The sequence below is a fragment of the Deinococcus sp. KSM4-11 genome (assembly GCF_004801415.1).
GTDB lineage: Bacteria > Deinococcota > Deinococci > Deinococcales > Deinococcaceae > Deinococcus.
Genome location: NZ_SSNX01000012.1, coordinates 1 through 26,396, shown reverse-complemented (window position 1 = coordinate 26,396; position 26,396 = coordinate 1). Strand labels below are relative to the sequence as shown.

At 69.8% G+C, this 26,396-nt stretch carries 29 protein-coding genes and 1 riboswitch; of the genes, 18 read left to right on the top strand and 11 right to left on the bottom strand.

Annotation, left to right across the window (positions count from 1 at the left end):
- Nucleotides 1–55 precede the first annotated feature (55 nt).
- On the top strand, nt 56–979 hold the full coding sequence (locus E7T09_RS21375) for an NADP-dependent oxidoreductase (RefSeq protein WP_136391240.1): 924 nt from the start codon (nt 56–58) through the stop codon (nt 977–979).
- Nucleotides 980–997: 18 nt separating this feature from the next.
- Here the strand turns inward: E7T09_RS21375 and E7T09_RS21370 are convergent, their stop codons facing one another.
- Complete coding sequence (locus E7T09_RS21370; protein WP_168734978.1) at nt 998–1,789, bottom strand: sulfite exporter TauE/SafE family protein; 792 nt, start codon at nt 1,787–1,789, stop codon at nt 998–1,000.
- A 57-nt stretch (nt 1,790–1,846) separates the two neighbouring features.
- Between E7T09_RS21370 and murI the strand changes: the two genes are divergently transcribed.
- The 3 genes from murI to E7T09_RS21355 all read left to right on the top strand — a co-directional run bounded on the left by murI (nt 1,847) and on the right by E7T09_RS21355 (nt 3,874).
- Nucleotides 1,847–2,689 (top strand): glutamate racemase, encoded by an 843-nt coding sequence (murI, locus tag E7T09_RS21365; RefSeq protein WP_136391238.1) that lies wholly within the window; start codon nt 1,847–1,849, stop codon nt 2,687–2,689.
- Entirely contained in the window at nt 2,686–3,435 is a 750-nt protein-coding gene (gene rph, locus E7T09_RS21360) for a ribonuclease PH (protein WP_136391237.1), read from the top strand. The genes murI and rph overlap by 4 nt, the downstream gene beginning before the upstream one ends.
- 79 nt (nt 3,436–3,514) lie before the next feature.
- Nucleotides 3,515–3,874, top strand: coding sequence for a DoxX family protein (locus E7T09_RS21355; RefSeq protein ID WP_136391236.1), 360 nt, complete (start codon nt 3,515–3,517; stop codon nt 3,872–3,874).
- A 79-nt stretch (nt 3,875–3,953) separates the two neighbouring features.
- On the opposite strand, the gene E7T09_RS21350 is transcribed toward E7T09_RS21355, so the two are convergent.
- A complete protein-coding gene (locus tag E7T09_RS21350) occupies nt 3,954–4,562 on the bottom strand; it encodes a histidine phosphatase family protein (RefSeq protein WP_240741929.1) in 609 nt (202 codons plus the stop codon).
- A complete protein-coding gene (locus E7T09_RS21345; protein ID WP_136391235.1) occupies nt 4,559–5,002 on the bottom strand; it encodes an acyl-CoA thioesterase in 444 nt (147 codons plus the stop codon). Before E7T09_RS21345 ends, E7T09_RS21350 begins: the two co-directional genes overlap by 4 nt.
- A 182-nt stretch (nt 5,003–5,184) precedes the next feature.
- On the opposite strand from E7T09_RS21345, the gene E7T09_RS21340 reads away from it, so the two are divergent.
- The 6 genes from E7T09_RS21340 to E7T09_RS21315 all read left to right on the top strand — a co-directional run bounded on the left by E7T09_RS21340 (nt 5,185) and on the right by E7T09_RS21315 (nt 10,634).
- Nucleotides 5,185–5,682 (top strand): DinB family protein, encoded by a 498-nt coding sequence (locus E7T09_RS21340; protein ID WP_136391234.1) that lies wholly within the window; start codon nt 5,185–5,187, stop codon nt 5,680–5,682.
- A 352-nt stretch (nt 5,683–6,034) separates the two neighbouring features.
- A complete protein-coding gene (locus E7T09_RS21335) occupies nt 6,035–7,171 on the top strand; it encodes an ABC transporter substrate-binding protein (protein WP_136391233.1) in 1,137 nt (378 codons plus the stop codon).
- Nucleotides 7,172–7,240: 69 nt separating this feature from the next.
- Nucleotides 7,241–8,101 carry a branched-chain amino acid ABC transporter permease gene (locus E7T09_RS21330; RefSeq protein ID WP_136391232.1) on the top strand — a complete coding sequence of 287 codons (861 nt, stop codon included), beginning with the start codon at nt 7,241–7,243 and terminating at the stop codon, nt 8,099–8,101.
- Nucleotides 8,098–9,114: a branched-chain amino acid ABC transporter permease gene (locus E7T09_RS21325; protein ID WP_136391231.1), complete on the top strand. Its 1,017-nt coding sequence runs from the start codon at nt 8,098–8,100 to the stop codon at nt 9,112–9,114. The genes E7T09_RS21330 and E7T09_RS21325 overlap by 4 nt, the downstream gene beginning before the upstream one ends.
- On the top strand, nt 9,107–9,934 hold the full coding sequence (locus E7T09_RS21320) for an ABC transporter ATP-binding protein (RefSeq protein WP_136391230.1): 828 nt from the start codon (nt 9,107–9,109) through the stop codon (nt 9,932–9,934). The genes E7T09_RS21325 and E7T09_RS21320 overlap by 8 nt, the downstream gene beginning before the upstream one ends.
- A complete protein-coding gene (locus E7T09_RS21315) occupies nt 9,927–10,634 on the top strand; it encodes an ABC transporter ATP-binding protein (protein ID WP_136391229.1) in 708 nt (235 codons plus the stop codon). The genes E7T09_RS21320 and E7T09_RS21315 overlap by 8 nt, the downstream gene beginning before the upstream one ends.
- A 31-nt stretch (nt 10,635–10,665) precedes the next feature.
- Here the strand turns inward: E7T09_RS21315 and E7T09_RS21310 are convergent, their stop codons facing one another.
- Nucleotides 10,666–12,054, bottom strand: a complete 1,389-nt coding sequence (locus E7T09_RS21310; RefSeq protein ID WP_240741928.1) for an MFS transporter — start codon at nt 12,052–12,054, stop codon at nt 10,666–10,668.
- Between the two features lie 100 nt (nt 12,055–12,154).
- On the opposite strand from E7T09_RS21310, the gene E7T09_RS21305 reads away from it, so the two are divergent.
- From E7T09_RS21305 to sugE, 4 genes are all read left to right on the top strand, one after another.
- Nucleotides 12,155–13,384 (top strand): serine hydrolase, encoded by a 1,230-nt coding sequence (locus E7T09_RS21305; RefSeq protein WP_136391227.1) that lies wholly within the window; start codon nt 12,155–12,157, stop codon nt 13,382–13,384.
- An 88-nt stretch (nt 13,385–13,472) separates the two neighbouring features.
- Nucleotides 13,473–13,973 (top strand): hypothetical protein, encoded by a 501-nt coding sequence (locus tag E7T09_RS21300; RefSeq protein ID WP_136391226.1) that lies wholly within the window; start codon nt 13,473–13,475, stop codon nt 13,971–13,973.
- Nucleotides 13,970–14,521: a hypothetical protein gene (locus E7T09_RS21295; RefSeq protein ID WP_136391225.1), complete on the top strand. Its 552-nt coding sequence runs from the start codon at nt 13,970–13,972 to the stop codon at nt 14,519–14,521. Before E7T09_RS21300 ends, E7T09_RS21295 begins: the two co-directional genes overlap by 4 nt.
- A gap of 67 nt (nt 14,522–14,588) precedes the next feature.
- Nucleotides 14,589–14,654, top strand: a riboswitch (guanidine-III (ykkC-III) riboswitch).
- Nucleotides 14,655–14,663: 9 nt separating this feature from the next.
- Nucleotides 14,664–14,984, top strand: coding sequence for a quaternary ammonium compound efflux SMR transporter SugE (sugE, locus tag E7T09_RS21290; protein ID WP_136391224.1), 321 nt, complete (start codon nt 14,664–14,666; stop codon nt 14,982–14,984).
- A gap of 18 nt (nt 14,985–15,002) precedes the next feature.
- Here the strand turns inward: sugE and E7T09_RS21285 are convergent, their stop codons facing one another.
- The 4 genes from E7T09_RS21285 to E7T09_RS21270 all read right to left on the bottom strand — a co-directional run bounded on the left by E7T09_RS21285 (nt 15,003) and on the right by E7T09_RS21270 (nt 17,918).
- Entirely contained in the window at nt 15,003–16,202 is a 1,200-nt protein-coding gene (locus tag E7T09_RS21285) for an FAD-binding oxidoreductase (protein WP_136391223.1), read from the bottom strand.
- A gap of 52 nt (nt 16,203–16,254) precedes the next feature.
- Complete coding sequence (locus E7T09_RS21280) at nt 16,255–17,364, bottom strand: Gfo/Idh/MocA family protein (protein WP_136391222.1); 1,110 nt, start codon at nt 17,362–17,364, stop codon at nt 16,255–16,257.
- A 64-nt stretch (nt 17,365–17,428) separates the two neighbouring features.
- Nucleotides 17,429–17,647 (bottom strand): hypothetical protein, encoded by a 219-nt coding sequence (locus E7T09_RS21275; protein WP_136391221.1) that lies wholly within the window; start codon nt 17,645–17,647, stop codon nt 17,429–17,431.
- A gap of 37 nt (nt 17,648–17,684) precedes the next feature.
- Nucleotides 17,685–17,918, bottom strand: coding sequence for a hypothetical protein (locus tag E7T09_RS21270; RefSeq protein WP_136391220.1), 234 nt, complete (start codon nt 17,916–17,918; stop codon nt 17,685–17,687).
- A gap of 83 nt (nt 17,919–18,001) precedes the next feature.
- On the opposite strand from E7T09_RS21270, the gene E7T09_RS21265 reads away from it, so the two are divergent.
- A complete protein-coding gene (locus tag E7T09_RS21265; protein WP_136391219.1) occupies nt 18,002–19,186 on the top strand; it encodes a M20 family metallopeptidase in 1,185 nt (394 codons plus the stop codon).
- Between the two features lie 11 nt (nt 19,187–19,197).
- Here E7T09_RS21265 and E7T09_RS21260 read toward each other — a convergent pair whose 3' ends face one another.
- Nucleotides 19,198–20,388 carry a diguanylate cyclase gene (locus E7T09_RS21260; protein WP_136391218.1) on the bottom strand — a complete coding sequence of 397 codons (1,191 nt, stop codon included), beginning with the start codon at nt 20,386–20,388 and terminating at the stop codon, nt 19,198–19,200.
- Between the two features lie 126 nt (nt 20,389–20,514).
- Entirely contained in the window at nt 20,515–21,600 is a 1,086-nt protein-coding gene (locus E7T09_RS21255; protein ID WP_136391217.1) for a substrate-binding domain-containing protein, read from the bottom strand.
- 84 nt (nt 21,601–21,684) lie between these two features.
- On the opposite strand from E7T09_RS21255, the gene E7T09_RS21250 reads away from it, so the two are divergent.
- Nucleotides 21,685–22,899, top strand: coding sequence for an MFS transporter (locus tag E7T09_RS21250; RefSeq protein ID WP_136391216.1), 1,215 nt, complete (start codon nt 21,685–21,687; stop codon nt 22,897–22,899).
- An 8-nt stretch (nt 22,900–22,907) separates the two neighbouring features.
- On the opposite strand, the gene E7T09_RS21245 is transcribed toward E7T09_RS21250, so the two are convergent.
- Complete coding sequence (locus E7T09_RS21245) at nt 22,908–24,113, bottom strand: citrate/2-methylcitrate synthase (RefSeq protein WP_136391215.1); 1,206 nt, start codon at nt 24,111–24,113, stop codon at nt 22,908–22,910.
- Between the two features lie 68 nt (nt 24,114–24,181).
- Between E7T09_RS21245 and E7T09_RS21240 the strand changes: the two genes are divergently transcribed.
- Together E7T09_RS21240 and E7T09_RS21235 are read left to right on the top strand one after the other, a co-directional pair.
- Nucleotides 24,182–25,513 carry a pyruvate carboxyltransferase gene (locus E7T09_RS21240; RefSeq protein WP_136391214.1) on the top strand — a complete coding sequence of 444 codons (1,332 nt, stop codon included), beginning with the start codon at nt 24,182–24,184 and terminating at the stop codon, nt 25,511–25,513.
- The gene (locus E7T09_RS21235; protein WP_136391213.1) at nt 25,510–26,310 is read left to right on the top strand and encodes a polyphosphate kinase 2 family protein; all 801 of its coding nucleotides are present in this window, start codon (nt 25,510–25,512) and stop codon (nt 26,308–26,310) included. Before E7T09_RS21240 ends, E7T09_RS21235 begins: the two co-directional genes overlap by 4 nt.
- The last annotated feature ends 86 nt before the right edge of the window (nt 26,311–26,396 follow it).

Below are 26,396 nucleotides of genomic sequence, written 5' to 3'. Positions count from 1 at the left end.
CGCAGGCCGACTCGACCTGAGCATCCGCCTTCCCCACGGCAGTGCAGGAGACCCCATGAAAGCGACGGTTCTGACCGGCTTCGGCGGCACAGAGAACTTCTCGGTGCAGGATGTCCCCAATCCACAGGCCGGCCCCGGTCAGGTGCGCGTCCGGATCGAGGCCATCGGGATCAACCCGCTGGAATTCAAGATCCGCCTGGGCTGGATGCAACAGTTCATGCCCATCACCTTCCCGGCGATCCTGGGCAGTGAGGTCGCGGGCACCGTCGATCAGGTCGGCGAGGGGGTCACGGACTTCGCGTTGGGGGATCGTGTGGCCGGCTTCGTCGACAGCGGCGCCTACGCCGAGGCTGCCCTGGCCCGGCCCGCCGCCCTGATCCGGATCCCGCCACAGCTGACCTTCGAGCAGGCGGTTACCCTGCCGCTCGCTGCCGAAACCGCGCAGCGCGCCCTGGCCCCGCTGAAGATCCAGTCCGGTGAGACGGTCGTGGTGAACGGCGCCGCCGGTGGCGTGGGCACCATCGCGGTGCAGCTGCTGGTGCAGGACGGAGCGAGGGTCATCGGCACCGCCAGCGCCGCGAACGCGGAGTATGTCCGCAGTCTGGGCGCCGAGCCCGTGACCTACGGCGAGGGGGCCCTCGACCGCATCCGGGCACTGGCCCCACAGGGCGTGGACGCGGTGTTCGATGTCGCCGGGCACGGCTTCCTGAACGACGCCATCGCGCTGCGGGGCGGCCCGGACCGCATCATCACCATCGCGGACTTTGACGCCCCCGCGCTGGGGATTCCGGTGTCCGGCGGTGATCCCGGTGGCCTGAAGGCCGATACCCTGCAGCGGGTCATCGATCTGGCCGCCCAGGGCAAACTGACCACGCACATTGACCACACCTTCGCGTTCGATCAGCTCCCGGACGCGCAGGCCATGAGCGAGGCGGGGCATGTCCGGGGCAAGCTGGTGGTGCGCGGCTCGGGACGCTAACGCCCGGCCTATGCAGGCTCAGGTCGGGAGCAGCAGTTTCACGGCCGCCACGCCCGCCAGCACGAGCAGCAGCGTGGTGAAGGCTCCCTCGGGCACGCGGGGCAGGAACGCGCGGCCCAGCCACGCGCCCAGCACGACCAACGGGGCCAGCAGGACGTTCACTTCCAGGCTGCCCGCCGTCACCAGCGGGTGCGCGGCGTTGTCCCAGGTGAGCAGTGCCAGCAGCGGAATCTTGCTCAGGTTGAACAGGAAGAACGTCCACGCGTTCGTGCCCATCAGCTGCTGCTTGCTGTAGCCCAGTGAGGTCATGAAGATGCCCATGACCGGCCCCGCCGCGTTGCTGATCATGGTGGTCAATCCCCCCAGCACGCCGATGAGCCCGGTGCCCAGGCTGGAACCCGGCTGCCAGCGCAGGCGGCCCGTGCGTTGCAGCAGGGTCAGCCCCAGCAGCGCCAGGATGATCCCGCCGATCACCGGCCCCAGCGGGTCGGCCTTCAGGTTCACGCGGCCCAGCACCCACAGGAGCAGCGTGCCGGCCAGCAGCCCCAGACCCACCCAGGGCAGCAGGCGGCGCAACTGCGGCCAGTCCGCGTAGGCGCGGTAGGCGAGCACCGCGAACACGTCGCCCACCAGCAGCAGCGGCAGGGTCGCGCCCACCGAGAGGCGCGCGCCGAACACCCAGGCCATCACGGGCACGGCCAGGATGCCCGCGCCGGGCAGACCGGTCTTCGAGAACCCGATCAGGAGGGCGGCCAGTCCGGCCAGCAGCCAGCGCCAGGGATCGAGGCCGAGAAAACCGGTGTCGGGCATGTGGGGTTCACCGTAGCGCGGCATTGGGCCTCTCGTTCTGGGCCTATCATCCGCGTGATGTCTTCCTCGGCTCCGGTGGGTGTGTTCGACAGTGGCGTGGGCGGCCTGAGCATCCTGGCCGAGCTGCGCCGGGTGCTGCCCTTCGAGGATGTCCTGTACCTGGGCGACACCGCGCACGTGCCCTACGGCGAGCGCAGCGAGGACGACGTGATCGACCTGACCGAACGCGCCGTGGCCGCCCTGCAGGCACGCGGCGTGAAGGCGGTCGTGGTGGCGTGCAACACGGCGGCGGCGTTCAGTCTGTCGCGGGTGCGCTCCCGCTTTCCCTTTCCGGTGATCGGACTGGTGCCCGCCGTGAAGCCCGCCGCGCTCGCCACCCGCAGCGGGAAGATCGCGGTGCTGGCGACCCCCGTGACCCTGAAGGGCCAGCTGATGCGGGACGTGATCCGCGACCATGCGGCGCCGCTGGGCGTGAGCGTGGAGGGCGTGGTGAACCTCCGGCTCGTGCCGCTGGTCGAGGCCGGGCAGGCGGGCAGCGAGGAAACACGCCGTGAACTGCGGACCACGCTGACGCCCCTGAAGGACGCGGGTGTGGATCAGCTCGTGCTGGGCTGCACGCACTACCCCTTCCTGGCCCCCGCCATCCGCGCGGAGTTCGGGGACACCTTCACGCTGGTGGACAGCGGCGAGGGCGTCGCGCGGCACACCCGCCACGTGCTGGAACAGGGCGGCCTGCTGCGCGCCGGGCAGACGCCGGGCCAGGTCACGTACCTCGTGACGGGGGACGTGGGGGCCGTCCGGCCGGTCATCACCACCCTGACGGCCGAAACCGGGCATAGTGGGGAGCACTTCACCGCAGCGGCCCCGGAGCCGCTGAGAATCGAGTCCATCCACACATGACCACACCGAACAGCAAGAACCCCGTCCGCGAGGGCCGGGACTCCCTCACGCCCCGCCCCATGAGCGTCAAGCGCGGCGTGAATCCGCACGCGCCCGGCAGCGCACACCTGTGCATGGGCCGCACCGAGATCCTCGCGACCGTGACCCTGGAGGACAAGCCCGCGCCGCACATGCGCGGCCGCAAGGAGGGCTGGCTGACCGCCGAGTACGCCATGCTGCCCCGCGCCACCGAGGACCGGCAGGCCAGGGAGCGCAACCTCCAGAACGGCCGCCGCCATGAGATCCAGCGCCTGCTGGGCCGCGCACTGCGGTCGAGCATGGATCTGCGGCCCTTTCGCAACCAGACCATCTACATCGACTGCGACGTGCTGGTCGCCGACGGCGGCACGCGTGTGGCGAGCATCCTGGCCGGGCATGCGGCGCTGCACGACTTCTGCGACCGGCTGGTGCAGCAGGGCAAACTGACCGACTGGCCGATCGTGCACAACGTGGGCGCCATCAGCGTCGGCTTGATCGGCGATGAGCTGCGCGTGGATCTCGATTACGTCGAGGACAAGGTAGCGCGGGCCGACCTGAACGTGGTCGCCACCGACACGGGCCTGATCATCGAGGTGCAGGGGGGCGCGGAGGACGGCCCGATCACGTACGCCGAGTATGTGCGGCTGCTGGAGGCCGGCACGCTGGCCGTGCAGGACATCATGGCCGACCTGACCCGGCAGCTGGCCGTGATTCAGGGGATCTCCTGATCCACGGCCGCTCCGGGCCAGCAGTTCAAGTGGGTGGGGCCGCTGCGCTACACTTCACGGCATTCCAAGGAGGTCTGGCATGAGCATCACGGGATTCATCGGGCGGGCACTGCTGTCGAGCTTGTTCATCAAACAGGGCATCGAGCACCTACAGGAACCGGAACCGATCGTCCGGGCGGCGCGTGGGGCCGAGGTACCGGAGCCGGAACTGGCCGTGAAGATCAATTCCGGCGTGATGCTCGGGGCGGGCGCGCTGATGGCGGTGGGCATCCTGCCGCGCGTGATGGGTACGGCCCTGGCCACCAGCCTGATCCCCACGACCGTGATCGGCCACCCCTTCTGGGACAAGCAGGGCAAGGAGCGCCAGCAGCAGCAGGTGCAGTTCTTCAAGAACCTCGCACTGTTCGGCGCCCTGCTCTACGTGACCAGTCAGGACTGACCAGCCGGCTGGCCGGAGCCCGCGCACGGACGAGGACTGTCCGGTGCGCGGGATCTGACGGTGTATGTCCGGTACCCGGTCACTCCTCCAGGTGGGCGTGGTCGTTGTACGTGACGAGCGTCCAGCGGCCCCCGGTGCGGGTCAGGTGGGTCAGGCCCGTGTGGGCCAGCACGTACGGGAACGGCAGCACGTAGCCGGGCACCGGCAGGGTTGGCCAGTCGAACAGCACGCACAGCAGCGCCCGGATGGCTGCCCCGTGCGAGAACGCGATCACCCGGCCATCCGGCAGATCCTGTGCCCAGGCGTGCAGGCGGGCGGCGACCCCAGCCAGACTCTCGCCACCGCCGGGCGCGGGGAGGTTCCAGGGGTCGCGCTGCCAGTCGTGGTAGTCCGGGTCGTGCAGGACGTCGTCCGTGCCGGCCCCCTCGTACTTGCCGAAGCGCAGTTCCCGCAGGCGGTCATCCACGCGGATGGCCGCGCCCGGCACGCCCAACTCGGCCGTCCGGGCGGCGCGCACCAGATCGCTGCTGTACACCGCGTCGTAGGTTCGGCCCGCCAGCCGCGCCGCCAGTCGCCGGGCCTGTGCCTCGCCCACCGCGCCCAGCGGCGTATCCGTCCAGCCCTGCCAGCGCCCCGCTCCGTTCCAGTCCGTGGCTCCATGCCGCACCAGGGTCAGGTGCAGGCTCACGGGCGCGCCTCGGGATCCGGGTCGGCGCTGCGGGTGTCCTGCCCGTCCGGCAGGGGCGGCACGGGCCGGGGCTTGCCCTGCTCGTCCAGGGCGACGAACACAAAGGTGCCGGTCGTGGCGAGTTCCTGATCCCCGGTCGGCATGTGCTCGCGGTACACGTCCACGCGGATGGTCATGCTGGTGCGCCCCACCCGTACCACCTGCGCGTCCAGGGCCACGGCGTCCCCCACGCGGATCGGCACGTGGAAGTCCACGCCGTCCATGCGCGCGGTGACCACGTTCCCGCTGGCATGCCGCACGGCCGCGACGCTGGCCGCCTTGTCCATCAGCGACAGCACCCAGCCGCCGAAGGCCGTGCCGTGGTAATTCGTGTCCTTCGGGAACACCAGTTCCAGCATGCGCGCCCGGCTGCGGGGCGCTTTTCCCTTATTCTGATCCATCTCTCCACCCCTCTTCCACCCTTACGGCCCCTCCGGGCACGGGTGGTCGAGGCCCCAGCGGCCCGCATCCGTGCGGCCCCGCGAACCCCGACACGGTCGTGAGTGTACAGGCGCGGCGAAGGGCCGGGGTGGCCCGGCCACGACGTCGCCTCTGTCACGACGCAAGTGCTTACGATGTGCCCATGAGCGTTCCCTTCCCGGACACCCTGCGGTTCGGCCCTCCGTCCGACGCCCTGGAAGCCCTGCTGGACGAGGGCAGCGCCTTCGTGCCGCCCAGCCGCGCGTTCCTGGATCTGAGGCCGGACGACGCCTGCCGCCGCGTGGAGGGCGCGCCGCATTCCATTGCCGATCTGCTCGGGCACCTGCGCTTCTGGCAGCGCTACACCCTGGCCCTGGCCCACGGCGAACGCGGCGTGGTGCCCGAACATGCCGAAGGCGGCTGGCCGTCCACCACGCCGGACGGGTGGGATGAGCTGCTCCGGGGTTTTCTGGAGGGACTGACCGAACTGCGGCGCGTGGCCCGCGAGGATGACCTGTCGCGCGTCGTACGGGGGCGGGACACGCTGGGGTACGAACTGTGCCTGCACGCCCTCCACAACGCCGTACACGTCGGGCAGGCGATCATGCTTCGCCGCATGATCGGCGCGTGGCCGCCGCCGGGTGGCGGCGACACGTGGTGACATCCGCCGGCGGCGACGGCCGCGAACTGTTCACTGCCTGACATCAAGTTCACATTCGCCTGATAAGTTGTGTTCACCCCAACAATGCACCCCGCCCGGGTGAAGGCGGACGGGCAGCCCCACTGGATGTGGGGCTTTTTCCTGCACGATCCGGGCAGCTTCCGGGCGTGGGTGAACGGCGGATCGGCTTCCGTGCTGGGGAAGGTGCCAAGGCCGGGCTGAACACCCTAGGGCCCTGGGCGGGTGATTGACACCCCCTCACGCCCATGCGACCATGCGCAGTACCCACAACTTGTACCCCGTCCAAGGAGTCGTTCGGCTGTGCCGATGCCCTGGACACCGGAGGCCACTTATGAAACGACTCCACCTGCTGTCTGCCCTGGTCCTCCTGAGCGTGTCCTCTGCCCTGGCCGACAAGGTCGTGAACATCGGCTACTCCGGCCCCCTGTCGGGCGCGGCGGCCTTCTACGGCAAGGACGTGCAGAGCGGCCTGGACATGGCCATCAACGAGATCAACAAGACCGGCCTTCAGGTGGCGGGCGAGAAGGTGACCTTCAAGCTCGTGGCCCTCGACGACCGCTACCTGCCGAACGAGACGGCCACCAACGTCAAGCGCCTGACCAGTCAGGGCATCAGCATCATCGTGGTGCCGCACGCCGGGGGCATCCTGACCGTGCAGCCCATGACGACCGGCGATCCCAAGTTCCTGCTGGTGGCGTACTCCAGCGAGCCGAAGATCCTCGCGTCGAACAACCCCCTGACCTTCATGCTGCCGCCCCGCTACGACAACTACCTGCAACCCTTCGTGGCCACGCAGATGAAGGCCTTCGGCAAGAAGCTGGCCCTGGTCGGCACCACCAGCGCCTACGGCAAGCAGTGGACGGAAGCGATCAGCGGCGAATGGACCAAGCAGGGCGGCACCGTCGGCGGGAACAACGGCGTGGACTACAACACCACCGTCGATTACAGCAGCGCCGTGACCAAGGCGCTGGCCGAGAAGCCCGACGTGATGTTCATCGGCGGCCCCAGCCAGCCGACCGCGCTGGTCGTGAAGGCCGCGCGCGAACAGGGGTTCAAGGGCGGCTTCATCGTGATGGATCAGGCGAAGTTCGAGCAGATGGATCAGGTCGTGCCCCGCTCGTACCTGGACGGCAGCGTGGGCGTGCTGCCCGTCAAGGAATTCGCCGGGACGCAGCTGTTCGTGGCCCAGTACCAGAAGCTGTACAAGAAGATCCCCACCAGTGAGGCCGCCCTGAACTACATGGGCATCAACGTGATCGCCAAGGCCATGGAACTGGCGGGCAAGACCGACGACCCCACGGCGATCCGCGCGCAGCTCGACGCGGCGGCCAAGGCCCTGCCGCAGAGCAAGACCGTGTTCAAACTCAACGGCGTGACGGCCGGCGGCCATGCCGACGCCGCCTTCGTGGTGGCGAGCGTCAAGGGCGGCCAGTACACCCGCCTGCGGCTGACGACGACCTTCAAGTAAGCGCGCCCTGCCGCGCCCCGTCACCATGCGGGGCGCGTTGTCCTACCTGCCCACCCCTGGAGTCCTCCCTTGACGACCTTCCTGCAACAACTCTTCAACGCGCTCGCGCTGAGCGGCGTGTACGCCCTGGTGGCGCTGGGCCTGACGCTGGTGTACGGCGTGATGCGCGTGCCGAACTTCGCGCACGGCGGCCTGTACATGCTGGGCGCGTACCTCGCGTACGCGTCGCTCGACCGGCTGGGCGTGGGCTACGTGCCCGCGCTGCTGCTGGCGGGCCTGGGGGTGGCGCTGCTGGCCGCGCTGCTCGAACGGGTGATCTTCTACCCGCTGCGAAACGCGCCGCATGTCCATCCGATGATCGCGGCGATCGGGGTGCTGTTCTTCCTGGAGGCGGCCGTGCAGCTCATCTGGGGGCCGGACTTCAAGCGCATCCCGGAGCCCATTCCGGGCATCGTGACCCTCGGCGGCGTGATCGTCACGTGGCAGCGCCTGATCGTGATCGCGGCGAGCGTGCTCGCCATGCTGGGACTGAACTTCTTCCTCAAGCGCACCCTGACCGGCGCGACCATCGAGGCCATGAGCCAGAACCGTGAGGGAGCGCGCCTGGTCGGGATCAACACGAACCGCGTGGGCATGCTGACCTTCGCGATCTCGGGCGGGCTGGCGGCCATCGCGGCGGCCCTCATCGCGCCGATCAACTCGGTGGCCCCCAGCATGGGCGAGGTCATGAACCTCAAGGTGTTCGCCATCATCATCCTGGGCGGCATGGGCAGCGTGCCGGGCGCCATCGTGGGCGCCTTTCTGCTGGCCCTCGCGGAGGTGTTCGGCGGCTTTTACATCAACCTGGACTTCGCGGACGTGATCGGCTTCGCGATGCTGGTCGTGGTGCTGGCCATCCGGCCGCAGGGCCTGTTCCGGAAGGGCACATGAAGCGCGGCGCGTGGATCTGGGCCGCGCTGTTCGTGGTGGCGGCCCTCGTGCCGTTCCTGCGGCCGAGCGGTTACGTACTGGACGTGGCCGTCAACATCATGATCTGGGCCATGGTCGCCTACGGCCTGAACGTCATGCTGGGCTTCGCGGGCCTGCTGCCGCTGGCACACGCGGGCTTCTTCGGGATCGGGGCGTACACGGTCGGCATCCTGACGCTCAGGGCCGGGTGGAGTTTCTGGCTGGCATGGCCGGCGGGCGTGCTGCTGTGCGCGGCGGGCGGCCTGCTGCTGGGGCTGGTGGCCTTCCGCACGCGCGGGGACGCCTTCTCGATCTTCACGCTGGGCGTGGGCGTGATCATCGCCCTGATCATCAACAAGTGGGACGCCCTGACCGGCGGGAACGACGGCCTGAACGGGGTGGCCGCTCCAGGTGGGCTGTCGGCCATGTCGCAGGCCGTCGGGCTGAGACTGGCGGGCGGGTACTACCTCCTGGCGCTGCTCGCGCTGGCCGTCACGGTGGTCGTGGTGGCCCGCACGCGCGGCAGCGTGTTCGGCCGTTCCCTGCTCGCCATCCGCGGCGGCGAGGATCTGGCGCGCAGCGCCGGCATCGACGTGTACTCGCACAAGCTGCGCGCCATGATGCTCTCGACCGCCATCGCGGGCTTCGCGGGCGGGTTGTATGCCGTGTACGTGGGCTTCCTGGGGTCCGCGATCACCGGGCCGGTCACGACCTTCACGGTGCTGCTGTACCTGCTGGTGGGCGGCCTGGGCACCCTGGCCGGGCCGCTGGTGGGCACGGGCCTGATGTACGGTCTGTCGCAGGGGCTCAAGGGCCTCCAGGACTACCAGTACATCGTGTTCGGGCCGCTGCTGGTGCTGCTGGTGATGTTCGCGCCGCACGGCCTGGTGGGCCTGTGGGAGAGGGTGCGCGCCCGGCGCAGCGGCGCGGCTCCCGAGACCGGCCCGGAGAACCGCGCGGAGGCCGGACACGAGGTGGGGGATCAGCATGCCTGAGGCAGCGCTCGACCCACACGGCCTGCTGGACGTCCAGGGTCTGGGCATCCGCTTCGGCGGCCTGGATGCCGTGAAAGACGTGACGGCCAGCATCCCGTCCGGGCAGATCACCGCGATCATCGGACCGAACGGCGCGGGCAAGAGCACCTTCTTCAACCTGATCTCGGGCTTCTACGTGCCCACGGCGGGCCAGATCCGCTTCCGGGGCGAGGATGTCACGCGCCTGAAGACGCATCAGGTCGTCTCTCGCGGCATCGCCCGCACCTTCCAGACGACCACCATCTATAAGGAACTCAGCGTGCTCGAGGGCGTCATGATCGGCCACCGGGTGCGTACACGGGCCGGGCTGATCGATGCCCTGCTGCGCACCGGCCGCGAGAAGCACGACGAGGAGGCCAGTCGCGCCGGGGCGATGCAGGCCCTGGAACGTGTCGGGCTGGCCGCGCAGGCGCACCGACCCGCCGGAGCCCTCACGCAGGAAGGGCAGAAGCGCGTGGGCATCGCCATGGCGCTCGCCAGCGACCCCACGCTGCTGCTGCTGGACGAACCGGCCGCAGGCATGAACCCCGACGAGACGGTGCGCCTGATGGCCCTGATCCGCGAGCTGGTGCAAGGCGGCCTGTCTGTGGCGCTGGTCGAACACAAGATGAGCCTGGTGATGGGCCTCGCGAACCGCATTCTGGTGCTGCACCACGGGCAGCTGATCGCGCAGGGCACGCCCGCCGAGGTCAGCCGCGATGCGGCCGTGATCGAGGCGTACCTGGGCAGCCACGCACACGGCGGACAGCTGGGCCAGGGAGCGGGAGCCCGCCATGCTTGAGATCCAGAACCTGCGCGTGAACTACGGGGCCTTCACCGCCCTGCACGACGTGAACCTGAGCGTGAAGCCCGGCGAGATCGTGGTGCTGCTCGGCGCGAACGGCGCGGGCAAGAGCACGCTCTTCCGCACGCTCTCGGGCCTCCAGCGCCCGGCCTCGGGCACGGCCCACTGGAACGGCACGCCGCTGACCGGTGGCCGCCCCGAGTTCAACGTCGCGCACGGCGTGGCGCAGTGCCCGGAAGGGCGGCTGCTGTTCCCGGAGCTGAGCGTGGAGAAGAACCTGCGTCTGGGCGCGTATGTCCACCGGAAAGACCCGGCGGGCACACAGCGCGAATTACAGCGCGTGTTCGACCTCTTCCCGATTCTGGTCGAGAAACGCCATGACCCGGCGGGCAGCCTGTCGGGTGGGCAGCAGCAGATGGTCGCCATCGCCCGCGCGCTGATGGCCCGGCCCCAGCTGCTGCTACTGGACGAGCCCTCACTGGGCCTCGCACCGCTGGTGGTCGAGCAGGTGTTCCAGACCGTGCAGCGCGTGAACGAGGCCGGGGTGAGCGTCCTGCTGGCCGAGCAGAACGCCTTCGCGGCGCTGGGCATCGCCCACCGGGGCTACGTGCTGGAGAGCGGGACGATCTCGCTTCAGGGCACCTCTGCCGACCTGATGAACGACGACCGCGTGCGGAGCGCGTACCTGGGCGTGTAGTGCCAGCTCACTGCTGGGGCCGCACGGCCCGCTATTCGGGAGCCGCCAGTCGCAGCCGGAGAGCCGCCACTGCGGCGGTCAGCGCCGCCAGCAGCGTTATGCCGAAGGCGAGCGTGAAGGCGCCCTGCATGGGCTGCACGCGCGCGATCAGCGCCCCGCCGATCCCGGCGGACAGGGCGACCATCAGCGTCTCGATGTTCGCCAGCTGCCCGGACAGGCGTCCGGCCTCGGCGGCGGGCACGCTGGCCAGGGCATTCAAGCTGATGCCGTTGTAGCCGATGCCCATGCCCAGGCAGCCCAGCACCTGGCCCACGTACACGCACCACAGCGGCGTGATCCCCAGGGTGCTCAGGGCCGTGACACTCAGGCCCAGCGCCACGCAGGCCAGGGCCCCACGGGTGGTGAGGCTCCGATACGCGCCGTTCCAGCGCCGCTCGAGCTGCGCCTGGATCCACGAGCCGGCTGTCCACGTGGCCCCGCCGACGCTGAGCACCACGCCCGCCCCGCTCAGGCTCAGGCCGCGCAGGTCGTGCAGGGCCAGCGGCAGGAAGGTGCCGGAACCCATGAACGCGAAGGCCAGCAGCCCCCGCAGGGCCAGCAGGCGTGGCAGGCCCGGCGCCAGCCGCCACAGGCCTGCCGGGAACAGCGGCCGGGCCGCGAGGAGCAGGCCGATCAGGCCCAGTCCGGCCACGATCAGGGCGGCGGCCTCCGGGCGGCGCAGGCCCTCGATCAGGGCGCCTGCCGAGGCCAACAGGCCCAGCGCGGGCCACAACTGACGCTTCGACCCCGGGGTCTGTGCCCGCGTGGCCCCCTCCGAGCCATGGCGGGCCAGCAGCGGCAGCACGCACAGCGGCGCGGCCAGCAGCAGCAGGGGCACCAGCCCCCAGAACACCGGCCGCCACGACCACTGATCCGCGATCACGCTGGCGATCAGCGGTCCTACCAGCACCGGCAGCAGCCACGCGCTCGACATGGCCGCCAGCATGCGGGGCCGCGCGGTCTCCGGGTAGCGCGTGGTGATGACCGCCCACGGCAGGGCGCCCAGCCCACCCGCACCCAGGCCCTGGATGAGCCGTCCCAGCACGAAGACCGGCATCGAGGACGCCGTACCGCCCACCAGCAGGCCCACGGCGAACAGCGCGAGCGACACCACCGTGCCCGGCGCCAGCCCCCGCCGGTCGGCGAGCACGCCGCTGGCCACGGCGCCGAGCAGGCTGGAGAGCAGGAAGGCGCTGGACGCCCACCCGAACAACGCCAGCCCGTTGAGGTCGGAGGCCACGCGCGGCATGACCGTGCCGACGGCCATGGACTCGAAGGCCACGATCATGACGACCAGGATCAGGCCCACGCCTAGGGTTCGTGGGGCAAGGGGTGGGGCCGGGTGGTGCGCCTCCGGCGAGGGGCTCAGGGCGCGACTCATGACCGCCATGCTCGCACATCCGGAAGTGGTCCGACACCGCACCGGCCACGTCCTGCCGCTGTGTATCCTCAGCGGCAGACCACCTTCAAGGAGACCGCCCATGACCACGACCGCCGGAATCTCGTCAGAGCGCCTGAACGCCTGGGAAGCGCACGTGAAGGCCGCGTACCTCGACACGGGCATCCTCCCCAACGCCCTGACCCTGGTGTACCGCCGGGGGGAGATCGTGCACCAGAACGTGCAGGGGTTCGCAGACGTGGAGGCCGGGGTGCCCCTGCAGGGCGACGCCATCTTCCGGATCTATTCCATGACCAAGCCCATCACGAGTCTGGCCTTCATGATGCTGGTCGAGGAGGGCCGGGTCGCGCTGGGCGATCCCGTCAGCAGCGTGATTCCCGAGTGGACGGAGCTGGGCGTGTGGACGGGCGGCGAGCTGGGCCGCTTCACGACCGAGCCGCCGCGCCGGCCCATGCTGATGGTCGATCTGCTGCGGCACACGGCGGGCCTGAGCTACCACATCCAGCAGGGTGGACGCCTCGACGCGGCGTACCGCACCCTGGGCCTGGGCACGACCACCACGCTGGACGGCATGATCACCGCGCTGGCCGACCTGCCGCTGGAGTACGCGCCCGGCGAGGCGTGGCATTACTCCTTCGCCACCGACGTCCTGGGCGCCGTGGTCGGTAGGGTTGCGGGACAGCCGTTCGAGGACTTCGTGCGGGAGCGCATCCTGGAGCCGCTGGGCATGGTGGACACGGACTTCTTCGTGCCCGCAGCCAAGGCCGGGCGCTTCATGCCGTGCTACGCGCTGACTCCCCAGGGACGTGTGCTCTACGACCCCCGGGCCACCAGTCCGTACCTGGCGCCACCGCACTTCGTCTCGGGGGGCGGTGGCCTGGTCTCCACGGCCGCCGACTACCTGCGCTTCTGTCGCATGTTGCTGCGCGGCGGTGAACTGGACGGCGCGCGGCTGGTCGGCCCGAAGACGCTGGAACTCATGACCCGCAACCACCTGCCCGGCGGCGCGGACATCGCCAGCCTGGCCCGCTCCGCCATCGCCGCGTCCGAGACCGGCTCGGCGGGCGTGGGCTTCGGACTGGGCTTTGCCGTCACCCTCGACCCGGCCCGGAGCCTGCGGCTCGGGAACGCCGGCGACTTCTACTGGGGAGGCGCGGCTGGCACGTACTTCTGGGTCGATCCGACCGAGGATCTGGCCGTGATCTTCATGACGCAGCTGCTCCTGTCGCCGGATCGGGTGCGCGATGACCTGCGTACCTTCGTGTACTCCGCTCTGACGGAAAGCCCCACGCTGCGGTCTACGCTGGCCTGACGGCCGCCGAGGTCGCAGGCGTGGCACCGCCAGCATCTCCCCCTTTTAGTGGACGCTCGGCTCCGGTGAGGCTCGTACTCTCCTGAGTATGCTCAGCGAGGAGGAACGCCGCCGGATCGAGGCGGAGGAGGTGGCGGCCCTCCAGGCCCGGCAGGCCGCCAGCGAGCGAACCCGGCAGGATCTGGCGGCCCTCGCCTACCGCCGCGAGGTGCGTGCCGCCCTGAGTCCACGCCCCGCGTGGTGGCCCGTTCGCTGGGCAGTGCCGTTCGTGCCGGTCATCGTGATCGCGGTGGTGCTGGCCCTGCGGCCCGTCACGCCCGCGCCTGTTCTCGATGACGCCCTGGGAGGAATCACCACGGCCGGACTCGTCTCCCGCTGCCGAGTGGCGGTCGCGGCGACACTCCCCTGGCCGGCCGACGAGTTGCGCTTTCCCGCCCTGACCGACGCGGCCGCCGGCATCACGGCCACGGCCGACGGCAAGCGCTGGGATGGGCAACTGGGCCGCCCGGATGGCCGTCTACTGGACTTCACCTGCACGTACTCGCCCGCTGACGACCACGTCGGCGTGGATCTGCTGGAGGCGCCATGAAAAGAGCGGCCGCACTGCTGGTTCTGAGCCTGTCACCTTCCTTCGCCCAGGCACCCGCGCCCGCGCCGGTCAGCACGACGGTCGAGGTGCCGCGCGAGAAGATCACGCTGAGCTGCGCGGACACGTACTTCAAGTCCGTGCGCCAGAATTTCCTGCTGGCCGACGAAACGTACCCGCAGTGCACGCTGCGGCTTCCCCTGGCCCTCCGGCAACGCTGGCCCGGAAAGCGCACCTTCTTCCTGATCCCACGCGTGTCGGCCACGCTGCACGCCACGGACAGCCGGGGCCAGGGCCGCTGGCTGCCGATCGCGCCGCTGGTGAACCCCGGCGTCGACCCCCTGCACCGCGCGGTGACCTCGGCCGATTACGGAGCGGTGGAATTGAGCGGCAGCTTCGGCCGGCTGGATCAGGTGGCCGTGGGCTTCACGCCGGACATGATCAGTACGGGCGGCAGGCTCACCGTGTGCGCGTCTCCCCTGCGCGCCGGCGAGGCCGCCTGCACGACCTTCGACCTCGCCGCGCGCTTCAAGGTGTACCGCCGGGACTGAACCCGGAGTGTAGGCAGGCCTTGACACGTTGCTTACCCTGCTCAGCTCCGGCCCTGGCACACTGGTTCCCGTGGCCCCAGGGGCTGCCCGGACGAGAGCACCGCCGTACCCGGTCACGACAAGACGGCGCAGGAGGTGCTCTATGGCATGGATCATCCTGGTTGTCGCGGGCCTGCTGGAAGTCGGCTGGGCCATTGGCCTGAAGTACACGGCGGGATTCACCCGTCCGCTGCCCACGCTCCTGACTGGTCTGAGCATGCTGGGCAGTGTCGCGCTGCTGGGACTGGCCGTGAAGACCCTGCCCATCGGCACGGCGTACGGCGTGTGGGTGGGGATCGGTGCGGTCGGAGCCGCCCTTCTGGGCATCGTGCTCTTTCAGGAGGCCGTGACTCCGGCCCGGCTGGCCTTCCTGACCCTTATGGTCGTGGCGATCATCGGCCTGAAGGTCACCAGCGGGCACTGAGAGCCATCAGCCCCAGGCTCAGCGGTTCAGGCTAAAGATCTCCATGTCCGGATCGGGCCGCCCCTGCACATATGCGGTGAGCATCCGCGCCGCCTGGACGGAGTACGTGATGCCGTTCCCGCCGTAGCCGAGCGCGAACAGCAGGCGCGAGCCCGTGGTCTTCGGCCCGATGTACGCCAGACCGTCCTTCGTTTCACCGAAGGTTCCGGCCCATGCGAAGGCGACCTCCAGCTCCAGATCCGGCAGCAGCCGTTCCAGTTTTCTCTCCAGGCGGCGCTGCTTGGCGGGCAGGGAACGCTCTCGCTTGGCAGGACTGTTGAAAGGATCGTCCTCGCCGCCCACCACCACGCGGCCGTCGGCGGTGGTGCGGGCGTACAGGTACGGGCGGGCCGTCTCCCAGATCAGGCACGCCCCAGTCCAGGGCTCGCGGCCCACCGGCTCGGTCGCCAGGGCGTACGAGTTCTTCAGCTGCGCGAGCCGCCGGCCGAGGAAGGTTTCGGCCTCGTAGCCGGTGGCGACGATCACGTACTTCGCGTGAACCTTCGCTCCGCGATCCGTGTGTGCCGTGAAGTCGGTGCGGCCCTCGTCGAGCCGCTCCACGGTGGTGCGGTCGTACACGCGCGCCCCGCGTTCCTGCGCCCGCCACAGCAGGTGCTGTGCGAGGCGGTACGGATCGACCTCGGCGCCGTCCGGGCTGAACAGGGCGTTCGGCGCGCTGATGCCGTAGCGGGCCTTGAGATCCCGGTGGTCGAGCAGGTCGACCTTCAGACCAGCGGCCTGGCGCGCTGCACGCTCGCGCTCCAGCACGCGGGCGTCCTTGCGGTTGCTGGCGTAGTACAGGCTGCCGCGCTCCTTGAAGCCGCAGTCGTCCGGCAGGGTGGCCGTCAGGGCGCGGATGGCGTCGATGGAGTCGCGGCACAACTGGTACGCGCGCTCGGCGCCCGACTGCCCGATCATGGGAATCAGGTCGACGAGGTTCGTGTCGATCTCGTACTGCAACAGGGCCGTGCTCGCGCTGGTGCTGCCGGTGGCGGCGTCCCGCCGGTCGAGGACGACCGTGTCGAATCCGGCTGCTCTCAGCGCGTCGGCCAGCAGCGCCCCGGTGATGCCGGCCCCGATGACCAGCACGTCCGCCCGCTCATCGGCGTGCAGGGGCGGGTAGGTGTGCATGAGACCATTGGTCAGGGGCCAGAAAGCCCGTCCCGAGCGTAAATCCATAGGGTCGACTCTACGGGCCGCGTGGGAGGGCCGGTGCGCGGAATGCTACAGGTCAGCCCTCGGCGCTGGGCAGCGTGGGTCGCGTGCCCCGGAAGGCGTCCTTCTTCTTCACCGCCTTCAACTGGATGACCTTGCCGGTGTGGGCGCTCTCGTAGATGGCGTCCATGATCACGTGATCCTGCACGGCCTCCTCGCCCGGCGTCCAGGGCTGTTTGCCATCCCGGACACGCTGGGCGAAATGGTCGAACTCCAGGCCGAACTGGTCGTACGCGGGAAAGCTGGGCGTCATGGTGCCGTCTTTGGTCTCGATGGAGAGCTTCAGGCCCTCGTACGTGAAGGCCGGATCCATCAGCAGGTTGCCCCGGTCGCCCATGACGCGCAGGGTGTCGGTCTTGAACGCGCCGTAACTGGTGTGCACGTTGGCCGTCACGCCATCCGGGAAGCCCAACATGAACGACACGGACTCCTCGACTTCCCGGAAGCGTTTGTCCTTTTTCGGCTGGTGCAGCGTGGCGAACACCCACTCGGGTTCCTGGCCGGTCACGAAGCGCAGCGTGTTCACGCTGTAGATGCCCACGTCCGGCAGCGGCCCGCCCCCGGCGAGTTCCTTCTGGAGACGCCAGACGGTGGGGTCGTCCTCGACCTGCACGTGAATCGAGTCCAGCAGCTTCACCGCGCCGAGCTGCGCGCCCTGCACGGCGTCGCGGGCGGCCCAGTGGTGCGGGCTGTACTGGCAGCGGTACGCGGTCATCAGGAGCACGCCGGCCTTGTGGCAGGCCTGGACGATCTTCTGCGCGTCCTTCGCGTTCATGCCCAGCGGTTTCTCGCTCAGGACATGCTTGCCCATCTTCGCGGCGCGCGTGATGAACTCGCGGTGCAGGCTGTTCGGCAGCACGATGTACACGGCCTCCACGTCGGCGCGGTCTGCGAGGCCCTCGAAGCCCTCGTAGGTGTACACGTCGCTGTCCTTCAGGCCGAGCGCCCGGGCGAATTCCACGCCCTTGTCCGGCTCGCTGGTAACCAGCGCGGCCACGTAACCTTCCTGGCTGGTGCGCACGGCTGGGATGAGCTGCTCCACACTCAGTTTGCCCAGGCCGACGATGGCAAAACCGACGCGGCGGGATTCGGGCGTGGGCAGCTTGATCGGCGGTTTGCGGGGCATCCGCCCACGTTAAGCGCGAGCCGACCGGGAAGTGGTCAGCGCGCGCTTAAGGGCTTCTTGTGGTTCAGAACCAGCCGCGCTTGCGCGTCTTGCCGCCCACGGCGCGCGTGGCGAAGCCCAGCAGGCCGTCCAGGGCGCGGTCGCGCCGACGGGCCTTGGCGTAGCGGCCGCGCTTGGCGGCCTGCGAGCGGCGTACTAGATTCAGGACTTCCAGCACGATTGGCGCGTACACGAGGATCTTGCCGAGGGTGCCGCTCCTCGCGGCGGTGCGTGACGTCTTCATGTCGGGGAATACGAGGGGTCGTCGGGCAGGGTTCCCGTCACTCGATCAGTGGTTCCGGGTGGCTGCGGGCGGCGTGTGCGACCGCCAGGGCGTCCAGCGTGGACGACGCGTTCAGCAGGTGGCCGCGCCCGGCAAGCAGGTGGGCGGCGTAGCGGGGCACCTCGCCCGCGCGCAGGTGGGCGGCGGCCGTGCGCAGGTGCCGGGCGGCGACCTCCAGTTCCTGCGCGGCGTCAGTGGCGTCGGCGGCGGCCTGTTCGCGGGCGTCGGTCATGGGCCCGAGTGTGGCACGTCCCGCGTGGTCGGACTGGGGCCAGCGCGGCGGACGGGCGCGCAGGTCAGGCGCTAGGCTGGGGCATGACGGCAACCCAGGACAGGATCAGCAGCCTGCGCGAGCAGCTGGTGGCATGGCGACGGCACCTGCACATGAACCCCGAGGTGGGCTTCCACGAGCACCAGACGGCCGCGTTCATTGAAGCCGAGCTGAAGAAGATGCCGGGCCTGACGGTCACCCGGCCGACTGCGACGAGCGTGCTGGCGACCTTAAAGGGCGGAAAGCCGGGCCGCACCGTGCTGCTGCGCGCGGACATCGACGCGTTGCCCATCCACGAGGAGAACACCTTCGAGTTCGCGTCGAAGAACGAGGGGGTCATGCATGCCTGCGGCCATGACGGGCATACTGCGATCCTGCTGGGCACTGCGAAACTGCTGTCCGAGCACCCCCAGGACGTTCCCGGTGAAGTCCGCATGATCTTCCAGCACGCCGAGGAGATCGGGCCGGGCGGCGCCGAGGAACTCGTCATGGAGACCGACCTGATGGACGGCGTGGACGTGGTCACGGGCCTGCACCTGAACAGCCAGCTGCCGGCCGGAATGGTGGCGGTCAAGCCCGGCGCGTTCATGGCGGCGCCGGACATGCTGGAACTGACCATCAAGGGGCGCGGCGGGCACGGCGCTCACCCGGAAGAGGCGGTCGACCCGATCGCGGTGGGCGCGCAGGTCGTCACGAACCTCCAGCATGTCGTGAGCCGGCATGTGGGCGCGCAGGACGCGCTGGTGATCAGCATCACGTACTTCCGCAGCGGCACCACGCACAACGTCATCCCCGACACCGCGCAGCTGATGGGCACCGTGCGCACCTTCGACCCGGCCCTGCGCGAGCAGGCCCCGAAGCTCATTGAGCGGGTGGTCAAGGGGGTCTGCGAGGCGCACGGCGCGACCTACGACCTGCGCTACGAGTTCGGGTACCGCCCGCTGATCAACACGGACTGGGTCGCGGCGCAGCTCAAGGACATCGCGCTGGAGACCGTGGGCGCGGAGCACTTCCAGGACGCGAAACCCACCATGGGCGGCGAGGACTTCAGCGCCTACCTGGAGAAGGCGCCGGGCGCGTACTTCAACGTGGGTTCCGGCAGCGACGACGCCGACAGCCGCTGGCCGCACCACCACCCGCGCTTCACGCTGGATGAAACCAGCCTGGAGACCGGCGTGCGGATGCTGCACGCGGCGGCTCTGAAGTTGACCGGCCCGCAGGGCACCTGAACGCCTGAGCCTCAATCGCCCGAGGCGGTCGTCGGCCAGCCCTGGGCCGGGACGGGGGGCGTGTCCTGGACGTGCTGCACGCGGTTGCGGCCCTGGCGCTTGGCCTCATACAGGGCCGTGTCGGCGCGGGCCACGCTGCCCCTCAGGGTGTCGCCGCCGCGCAGTTCGGTCAGGCCCACACTGATGGTCACGTCCACACCGGCCGGGTACCCGGAGCGCTGAACGCCGTGGCGCAGGCGTTCCGCAACGACCAGCGCGTCCTGGTAGGTCACGCCGGGCAGCGCCACCAGGTATTCCTCGCCTCCCCAGCGGCCCACGATGTCGTCGCCGCGCAGGTGGTGCTTCAGGGTGACGGCCACCAGCCGCAGGACGTCGTCGCCCACGTTGTGGCCCAGGCGGTCGTTGATGCGCTTGAAGTGATCGATGTCGATCAAGAGCAGGCTGCCTCGCAGGTTCCCTGACCGGCCCTCCGTTCCGCTGGCCTCGCCATGGTCAGCGTGCAGGACGGCCTCGATCAGGGGGTACAGGGCATGACGGTTGTGCAGGCCGGTCAGGGCGTCCGTCGAGGCCAGCCGCTGCGTGAGCTGCAGTTCCTCCCGGCCGCGCTGGAAGTGCTCGCGGTACCACGCCAGGCTGCACAGCGTGATCAGGACGATGCCGCACAGCAGTTGCCCCTGCGCCAGCCGAGCAGGAGCAGAGAGTGTCGCGCCGTCCAGCAGCAGCACGCCCCAGGGCAACAGCGTGCCCGACACGTAGAAGCCCGCCGTCACGAGCATGGCGCGGCGGTAGTCGACGGTCAGGAAGGCGATGATCGACACGATGACCAACAGCCAGTACAGATCCTGCAACGAAGTGGTCAGGTCGGCGCCGCCCATCAGGGGCGTGATCACGGCGCGCAGGATGATCACCAGCCCGCAGGCCGAGAGGCCCACCCAGTTCACGATCTCGACCGGCCGGCGGCGGGCCATCCACCAGATCACCCAGGACGACAGCACCGTGAACAGCGGGTTCGTGTAGGTGGTGACTGGATCCGGCGCGTCGCGATGCAGGTTCAGGATCCACATGGCCGCCTGGATCCCGATGCCCAAGACGCTGATCCCGATGTACAGGCGGCGGCGCAGGTCATCGAGCGCGGCGTCGCTGGCCACCCCTGGGCGGGGAATGGGGGGCGCGCTGGCCCGTCGTCGCTCGGGTGCTGTCATGGGCGGCCTCCGGATGACCTGAGCAGGGCCGGCTCCGGGGTCGGGAATGGATGACAGCCCTCCACGCCCAGCGTACCGGGGAGGATCTGACACCTTTCTTCCCTGCCGTCGGGCATCCAGCGGGCGTCAGCGGGTTCTGGGGCCGGGCGCGGTGGTGCCCCGCACCACCAGCCGGGTGGGGAGGGTGACGTTCTCGGCAGCGGAGCCGCTCAGCAGATCCAGGAGCGCCTCGCCCACGTGACGGCCCTTGTCGGTGGTGGGCTGCCACACGGTCGTCAGGTTGAAGGTGGTGCTGCTGGGCAGGTCGTCGTAGCCGATGATGCTCAGGTCGTCCGGCACGCTTCGTCCCAGCGTTTTGGCGGCGCGCAGGGCGCCCTGGGCAAGCACGTCGCTCATGCACAGCAGGCCGGTGATGTCCGGGTGGGCGGCGAGCAGCTCCAGCGCGCGGGTCTCGCCCTCCTGCGGGGTGTTCTGTTCGGTCTCGACGGGGTACAGCACGGCCCCCTGGGCCCCGGAGCGGTACCCGTGCAGGCGTTCGGCGGTCGTGCGGTACGAGACGGCGCGCTCACGCTCGGGCGTGACCGGCCCGCTGTGGCGTTCTGGGCCGAGTTCCAGACACACGATGCCGATGTGCTCGTGCCCCAGGTCGCGCAGGTGCCGGGCGGCCTCGCGCGCGCCACCGGCGTCGTCGATGCCGATCTGCACGGCCTGCGGGTGGGCGTACTGGTCGACCAGGACGGTCGGCAGGCCCCGGTCGAGCACCGCGCGCAGCAGGTCGCTGTTCTCGGCGGCGCAGTACACGATGAAGGCGTCCACGCTGGCACTCCGCACCGGCATGACATCCTCCGGGCTGGCGAGCAGCAGCAGGTTGAGCGCCCGGTCCTGAATGGCGTGAGTGACGCTGCCGAGGAACAGGGCGGCGGCCGGGTCGGCGAAGGCGTATTCCAGCGGCGCGTCGTACACCACGCCGATCACGCCGGTCCGGCCCCGGCGCAGGCTGCGCGCCAGGGGATCGGGGCCACGGTAGCCGAGGGTGCGGGCGGTCTCCAGGATGCGCTCCCGCAGTTCCTCGGAGAGCTGATCGGGCCGGTTATAGGCGTTGCTCACGGTGGCGACCGACACACCCAGGGCGCGGGCCACCTCGCGGAGCGTGATCCGTCCCCCCCGGGGCGGGGGTGCGGTCGACGGCGCAGATGGCTTGGCGGGGGGCATACCGGAATGCTACCGTATGGACAGCGGATCTGAAACGATTCAGTCCAGTGATCTCCTCTTCCTTCCCCGCTCCGTGAGGTACCCATGACGACCGCGCTGTCCACCACTCCCGCCTCTCGGATGCAGGCCGAGGCCGCCCGCCGCGCCGTCGGGGCGATCTTCCTGGTGAACGGCATGGTCTTCGCCACCTGGGCCGTGAACATCCCCGGCGTCCGCGACGACCTGCACCTGGACGCCTCGCAGATCGGTCTGGCCCTGCTGGCCAGCGGTGTCGGCGGCGTGCTGGCCATGAGCCAGGTGGGGCGCTGGACGTCGCGCTGGGGCAGCGACCGGGTCACGCGCGTGGCCACCGTCCTGTTCCTGCTCTCGCTGCTGCTGCCCCTGCTGGCTGTGAACCTGTGGACTCTGATCCTCGGCCTCGCGCTGCTGGGGGCCGCGAACGGCGTGATGGACGTCGCCATGAACGCGCAGGGCGTCACCGTCGAACAGGCCCTGGGGCGCCCGATCATCAGCCGCCTGCACGCGTACTTCAGCCTCGGCGGCCTGCTGGGCGCGGCGCTGGGCACCCTGCTGATCGGACGCGTGCCCATGCTCACGCACGCGCTGATCGTGGTGGTCGGAACGGTCGCCGCCGGACTGTACGCCATGCGCTTCCTGATCCCGGATCCGCCCGCCGCGCCCACCCACCACCACGACGGCACACCCGCCAAGCCCGCCCCGCTGTTCAGCGTGGCCGTGCTGCTGCTGGGCGCCATGTGCTTCCTGGGCATGCTCTCCGAGGCCGCGAACTACGACTGGACCGCCCTGTACTTCCGGGATGTGCTGGGGCTGGCGGGTGGCGCGGCCGGGATCGGCTACACGGCCTTCGTGGCCACCATGACCCTCGGCCGCTGGTTCGGGGACATGGGCCGGGCACGCCTGGGTGACGAGCGCATCGTGCGGGTCGGAGCGCTCACGACCGCCCTGGGCATGGGGCTGGCCCTGCTGTGGCGCGACCCAGTGCCCGCCACCCTGGGCTTCGCGCTCTCGGGCATCGGCCTGAGCAACGTGGTGCCCGTTATGTACGGCACGGCCGGACACGCCCTGGCCGGACGGGGGATCGCGCTGGTGGCCGCCATCGGCTACGGCGGCTTCCTGCTGGGGCCGCCCGTGATCGGGTTCGTGGCGCGGCACGTGGGCCTCCCGGCCGCGCTGGGCATCGCCCTGGCGGGGGCTGCACTGGTGGCTCTGCTGGGCGGCAAGGCCTTCGCCCTGGTCCGGGGCACGCCGTCCGGGGCACGTCCGGTGGCCGCCGACTGACCTGACTTTCAGCGGCCCACATACCGCGCGCGGGGCCGGATCAGGCGGCCGCTGCCCAGCGTTTCCAGCGCGTGCGCCAGCCAGCCGACAGCGCGGGCCAGCGCGAAGAGGGTCACCGCCGCCTCCGGGGGCTGCCCCAGGGCCATGACCAGCGCGGCCAGGGCCAGATCGACGTTGGCCTGCTCGCCCGTCTCCTGCACCATCATCAGGCGGACTGCGCCAGCTGTGCGGACGACCTCGCCCGGCTCCTCCTGAGTCTCCAAGACGTCCAGCAGCGCTTTCGCGCGTGGATCGCCAGCTGGGTAGAGGCGGTGCCCGAAACCCGGCGGGTGGCCGTGACGGCGCGTGGCCTCTCGCAGGGCGGTGCGGGCGCCACTCCTCTCTGCATGGGTGAGCAGGTCGGCGGCGGCGAGGGCAGCCAGACCGTGTTTCGGCCCCTGCAAGGCTCCCAGGGCGGCCAGGGTCACATGGTGCAGGCTGGCCCCGCCGCTCGCGGCCACCCGCGCCGTGAAGGTGCTGACGTTCAGCTCGTGGTCGGCGAGCAGCACCAGGGCGCGGCGCAGCAGATCGGCCTGACCGGGCACGCCCCACGCGCGGGCCAGCCGGGCATGGAGCGGAAGATCCGGCGCAGGCGGGACGCCCTCGTGCCGTTCCAGCGTGGCGTACAGCAGATTCAGGACGCGGGCGGCCTGCACTGGCCCGGCCTGCGGGCGGACATCGAGCGCCGTCAGGTCATGGGCACCCGCGTGCGTCAGGGCGTATGCGAACGCTTCCAGAGGTGTTCCGGCCCGCGGGTGGGCACTGAGGTTCAGGCGGGCGCGCAGGGGCAGGGCCGCCCAGGCGTCGGGATCGTCGGCCCACAGCAGGGCGGCCACCTGCTCCACGCCCAGGGTCTCGGCCAGGGCCAGGGCGTCGTGGCCTCGGTAGGTCAGGCGACTGTCCGCGATCCGGGTCAGGGCGCTGTCGAGCACGGGAGTGCCCCAGTCCAGTGCGCCGCCCACCGCGTCCTGAACGCCTCCTTCCGGGTCACGGCGCAGACCCTGCCGGGCCAGCAGGGTCTGCACGTCCCCGGCGTGGTACCGGCGCTCACGCGTGCCGCTTGGCCCGGCCTCGCTGCGGATCAGGCCACGCGAGACGTAAGCGTACAGGGTGGCCGCCTTCACGCCCAGCCGCGCGGTCGCCTCGGAGGCCGTGAGGAAGGTCACGTCGGTCACCACTCCAGCGTAACATTGATTCTCCAATCAAGATTGACGATACATGTATACGGGGTCAGCATGCCTGCATGACTTCCCATCCTGTTCCGCCCGTCCCGGACAGTGCGCTGCCCAACCTGTTCCCGGCCGCCTTTCCACCCGACGCCTTCCCGCAGATCATCTGGGACGAGCGGCCCGCCACGCTCCCCGCCCGCGCGTGGACGACCGAGACCACTCACCGCGACGGCCAGCAGGGCGGCCTGCCGCTCACCACCGAGGTCGGCCTCGCCATCTACGAGCGGATGGGCGCCTTCACCGGAAGCACCGGGGCGATCCGGCAGGCCGAGTTCTTCGTGTACCGCCCCGCCGACCGCGCCATCCTGGAGGGTGCCCTGGAACGCTGGCGCAGCGGGCATCCCGTCGAGCCAACCACCTGGATCCGCGCGACCCGGGGGGATGCCGAGCTGGTGGCCGGACTGGGCGTGCAGGAAACCGGCATGCTGGCCAGCGCCAGCGATTACCACACCTTCCACAAGTTCACGCCGGGTGGCCGCGCCCAGGCAGCCCGCACCTATCTGGACGCCGTACACGCGGTTCTCGACGCCGGTCTGCGGCCACGCCTGCATCTGGAAGATGCCACCCGCGCCCCCCGCGAGTTCGTCCTGCCCTTCGTGGCCGCCGTGCAGGCCCTCGCGGCTGCGTATCCGGAGGCACAAGCGCCCAAATTCCGCATCTGCGACACCATGGGCCTGGGCCTGCCGTGGGAGGGCGCGGCGTGGCCCCGCAGCGTGCCCGCTCAGGTGCGCGCCCTGCTGGACGCGGGCATTCCAGGCGAGCGGCTGGAATTCCACCCCCACAACGATACGCATCTCGTCGTGGCGAATTCCCTGGCGGCCGTCCTGGCAGGCTGCACCACGATCAACGGCACCCTGCTCGGCAAGGGCGAACGCACGGGCAATGCCCCGCTGGAAGGGGTGCTGCTGCACCTGACCGGCCTGGGCCTGATCGACCCGCCGGACTTCACGGCCCTGAACGCCCTGGCCGACCTCTACGAGGCGCTGGGTCAGGGCGTGCCCACCAAGTATCCGCTGTATGGCCGCGACGCGCACAGAACCAGGGCGGGCATCCACGCGGACGGCCTGAACAAGTTTTGGCCCATGTACGCGCCGTTCGACGTGCCCAGCCTGCTCGGGCGCCCACTCGACCTGTCGCTGACCCGGGACAGCGGGCTCGCGGGCCTGGTCTTCCTGATCAGGCAGCAGACCGGCATTAAGGTCAGCAAGGACAACCCGGGACTGCGCTCCCTGCACGCGGCCCTCAATGCCGAATTCGACGCGGGCCGGCAGACGGCCATCGAGTGGGAAGAACTCGCTGAGCGCGTCCACGCCGTCACAGCCGGGGTGGTAGCCTCCAGGGAATGAAAACCGACGCGTACCGCGTGAAGGAAGGCAAGAAGATCAAGCTCGCCCAGTGGGCGACAGACGAGGATGGCGGCCTGGACGAGAAGGACGCCAAGCTGCTCACCAAGGAATTGCAGGACAAGCTTTTCGACTGGCAGGAACGCCTGTACGCCGAGCGCCAGCAGTCGCTGTTGATCGTCCTGCAGGCGCGGGATGCCGGCGGTAAGGACGGCGTCGTGAAACACGTGGTCGGCTCGTTCAATCCCAATGGCCTGCACATCTCCAGTTTCAAGGTGCCGAACGAGGAGGAACTCGCGCACGATTTCCTGTGGCGCATCCACGCCCAGGCGCCCGGCAAGGGCATGATCGGCGTCTTCAACCGCAGCCACTACGAGGATGTGCTGGTCACGCGCGTGTACGACATGATTGACGGCAAGACAGCCAAGGCCCGCCTGCAGCACATCAGGCACTTCGAGGCCCTCCTCAGCGGCAATGGCACCCGCATCCTGAAGTTTTATCTGCACATCAGCCCCGACGAACAGAAACAGCGCTTGCAGGATCGGCTGGACGAACCGGGCAAACACTGGAAATTCAACCCCGGCGATTTGAAGGATCGCGACCACTGGTCACAGTTCACGAGCGCCTATCAGGACGCCTTGACCACAAGCACCAGCGACGCTCCGTGGTATGTCATTCCGGCCGACCACAAGTGGTACCGCGACCTGGTCATCAGCCAGATCCTGCTCGATACCCTGATGGACATGAACCCGAAATATCCGAAGATCACGTTCGATCCGGCTGAAATTCGGATCAAGTAGGGCACATGAAATCACCCCACCTCTTACGAGATGGGGTGGGGGGGTGGAGCGGGAGACGAGATTCGAACTCGCGACATCTACCTTGG

Coding starts and splice junctions, on each gene's coding strand:
- E7T09_RS21375 (WP_136391240.1), top strand. CDS start 56: ATGAAAGCGACGGTTCTGACCGGCTTCGGCGGCACAGAGAACTTCTCG.
- E7T09_RS21370 (WP_168734978.1), bottom strand. CDS start 1,789: ATGCCCGACACCGGTTTTCTCGGCCTCGATCCCTGGCGCTGGCTGCTG.
- murI (WP_136391238.1), top strand. CDS start 1,847: ATGTCTTCCTCGGCTCCGGTGGGTGTGTTCGACAGTGGCGTGGGCGGC.
- rph (WP_136391237.1), top strand. CDS start 2,686: ATGACCACACCGAACAGCAAGAACCCCGTCCGCGAGGGCCGGGACTCC.
- E7T09_RS21355 (WP_136391236.1), top strand. CDS start 3,515: ATGAGCATCACGGGATTCATCGGGCGGGCACTGCTGTCGAGCTTGTTC.
- E7T09_RS21345 (WP_136391235.1), bottom strand. CDS start 5,002: ATGGATCAGAATAAGGGAAAAGCGCCCCGCAGCCGGGCGCGCATGCTG.
- E7T09_RS21340 (WP_136391234.1), top strand. CDS start 5,185: ATGAGCGTTCCCTTCCCGGACACCCTGCGGTTCGGCCCTCCGTCCGAC.
- E7T09_RS21335 (WP_136391233.1), top strand. CDS start 6,035: ATGAAACGACTCCACCTGCTGTCTGCCCTGGTCCTCCTGAGCGTGTCC.
- E7T09_RS21325 (WP_136391231.1), top strand. CDS start 8,098: ATGAAGCGCGGCGCGTGGATCTGGGCCGCGCTGTTCGTGGTGGCGGCC.
- E7T09_RS21320 (WP_136391230.1), top strand. CDS start 9,107: ATGCCTGAGGCAGCGCTCGACCCACACGGCCTGCTGGACGTCCAGGGT.
- E7T09_RS21315 (WP_136391229.1), top strand. CDS start 9,927: ATGCTTGAGATCCAGAACCTGCGCGTGAACTACGGGGCCTTCACCGCC.
- E7T09_RS21310 (WP_240741928.1), bottom strand. CDS start 12,054: ATGAGTCGCGCCCTGAGCCCCTCGCCGGAGGCGCACCACCCGGCCCCA.
- E7T09_RS21305 (WP_136391227.1), top strand. CDS start 12,155: ATGACCACGACCGCCGGAATCTCGTCAGAGCGCCTGAACGCCTGGGAA.
- E7T09_RS21300 (WP_136391226.1), top strand. CDS start 13,473: ATGCTCAGCGAGGAGGAACGCCGCCGGATCGAGGCGGAGGAGGTGGCG.
- E7T09_RS21295 (WP_136391225.1), top strand. CDS start 13,970: ATGAAAAGAGCGGCCGCACTGCTGGTTCTGAGCCTGTCACCTTCCTTC.
- sugE (WP_136391224.1), top strand. CDS start 14,664: ATGGCATGGATCATCCTGGTTGTCGCGGGCCTGCTGGAAGTCGGCTGG.
- E7T09_RS21285 (WP_136391223.1), bottom strand. CDS start 16,202: ATGGATTTACGCTCGGGACGGGCTTTCTGGCCCCTGACCAATGGTCTC.
- E7T09_RS21280 (WP_136391222.1), bottom strand. CDS start 17,364: ATGCCCCGCAAACCGCCGATCAAGCTGCCCACGCCCGAATCCCGCCGC.
- E7T09_RS21275 (WP_136391221.1), bottom strand. CDS start 17,647: ATGAAGACGTCACGCACCGCCGCGAGGAGCGGCACCCTCGGCAAGATC.
- E7T09_RS21270 (WP_136391220.1), bottom strand. CDS start 17,918: ATGACCGACGCCCGCGAACAGGCCGCCGCCGACGCCACTGACGCCGCG.
- E7T09_RS21265 (WP_136391219.1), top strand. CDS start 18,002: ATGACGGCAACCCAGGACAGGATCAGCAGCCTGCGCGAGCAGCTGGTG.
- E7T09_RS21260 (WP_136391218.1), bottom strand. CDS start 20,388: ATGACAGCACCCGAGCGACGACGGGCCAGCGCGCCCCCCATTCCCCGC.
- E7T09_RS21255 (WP_136391217.1), bottom strand. CDS start 21,600: ATGCCCCCCGCCAAGCCATCTGCGCCGTCGACCGCACCCCCGCCCCGG.
- E7T09_RS21250 (WP_136391216.1), top strand. CDS start 21,685: ATGACGACCGCGCTGTCCACCACTCCCGCCTCTCGGATGCAGGCCGAG.
- E7T09_RS21240 (WP_136391214.1), top strand. CDS start 24,182: ATGACTTCCCATCCTGTTCCGCCCGTCCCGGACAGTGCGCTGCCCAAC.
- E7T09_RS21235 (WP_136391213.1), top strand. CDS start 25,510: ATGAAAACCGACGCGTACCGCGTGAAGGAAGGCAAGAAGATCAAGCTC.